Genomic DNA, 1,214 nt, shown 5'->3' on the forward strand with positions numbered 1-1,214 from the left:
ACCCATTGCCAGAACAACGATGGACTTTTTAACAACCTGTGTTGAAAAAGTTATGGAGATGCTGGTTTTTATTGTCATCCTTTGGTCAATTTCTAAAACCATTTCTATTGTGCTTCTGGTTTATACGATTATTGGAAATATTCTTGCCACCTACATTACTCAACAACTAAATAAAGTCAATAAACAACAATTAGAAATCGAAGGAACCTATAAATACGCCATTACTCATGTTCGGACTCACGCTGAATCAATTGCATTTTTTAGAGGGGAAGAAAAAGAGTTAAATATTATTCAAAGAAAGTTCAATCAGGTGATTAAAATCATGATTGAAAGAATTAATTGGGAAAGAACCCAGGAATTTTTTAACCGCGGCTATCAATCCATTGTTCAAATCTTCCCCTTCTTAATTGTTTCCCCATTATATATTAGTGGTGAAATTGAGTTTGGACAAGTTAACCAAGCCAGCTATTGTTGCTATTTCTTTTCCACAGCTTTATCCGTGTTAGTGGATGAATTTGGACGCTCCGGTGAGTTTATTAATTATATTGAACGTTTAGAAGAGTTTTACCAAGCTTTAGAGGGTGTAAGCAAACAAAAAACCCCAGTTAATACCATTCAAGTCATTGAAGATAACAATCTAACTTTTGAGGATGTCACCTTACAAACTCCCGATGCCGCTAAAGTGATTGTCGAACATTTATCCCTATCCGTTGAACCAGGGAAAGGTTTATTAATTGTTGGGCCAAGTGGTCGAGGAAAAAGTTCTCTTTTACGCGCTATTTCTGGGTTATGGAATACAGGGACAGGTCATTTGGTGCGACCTCCCCTCGACGATTTATTATTTTTACCCCAACGTCCTTATATCATTTTAGGAAACTTGCGTGAACAGCTAATTTATCCTCAAACGACAACGGAGATGAGTGAATCCCAATTAAAAGAAATCTTACAAGAAGTTAACCTGCAAGATGTTCTTAATCGCATCAAAAATTTTGATGAGGAAGTGGATTGGGAAAATATTTTATCCTTAGGAGAACAACAACGTCTAGCCTTTGCGCGACTATTCGTTAATCAGCCAGATTTTGTGATTTTAGATGAAGCCACCAGTGCTTTAGATTTAAAAAATGAAGATCATTTATATAAACAGTTACAACAAACTGGAAAGACCTTTATTAGTGTCGGACATCGAGAAAGTTTGTTTAACTACCATCAAAAGG

Annotated in this window: 1 protein-coding gene; it reads left to right on the top strand. The window is 36.0% G+C overall.

The annotated features are described in order from the left end of the window. Positions 1-1,214, top strand: a 1,214-nt coding sequence (locus PX636_RS03900; RefSeq protein ID WP_288116278.1) for an ABC transporter ATP-binding protein/permease, incomplete at both ends; no start/stop codon positions are given.

The organism is Microcystis sp. M53598_WE2 (assembly GCF_030067735.1).
In the GTDB taxonomy this organism is placed as follows: Bacteria; Cyanobacteriota; Cyanobacteriia; order Cyanobacteriales; family Microcystaceae; genus Microcystis; species Microcystis aeruginosa.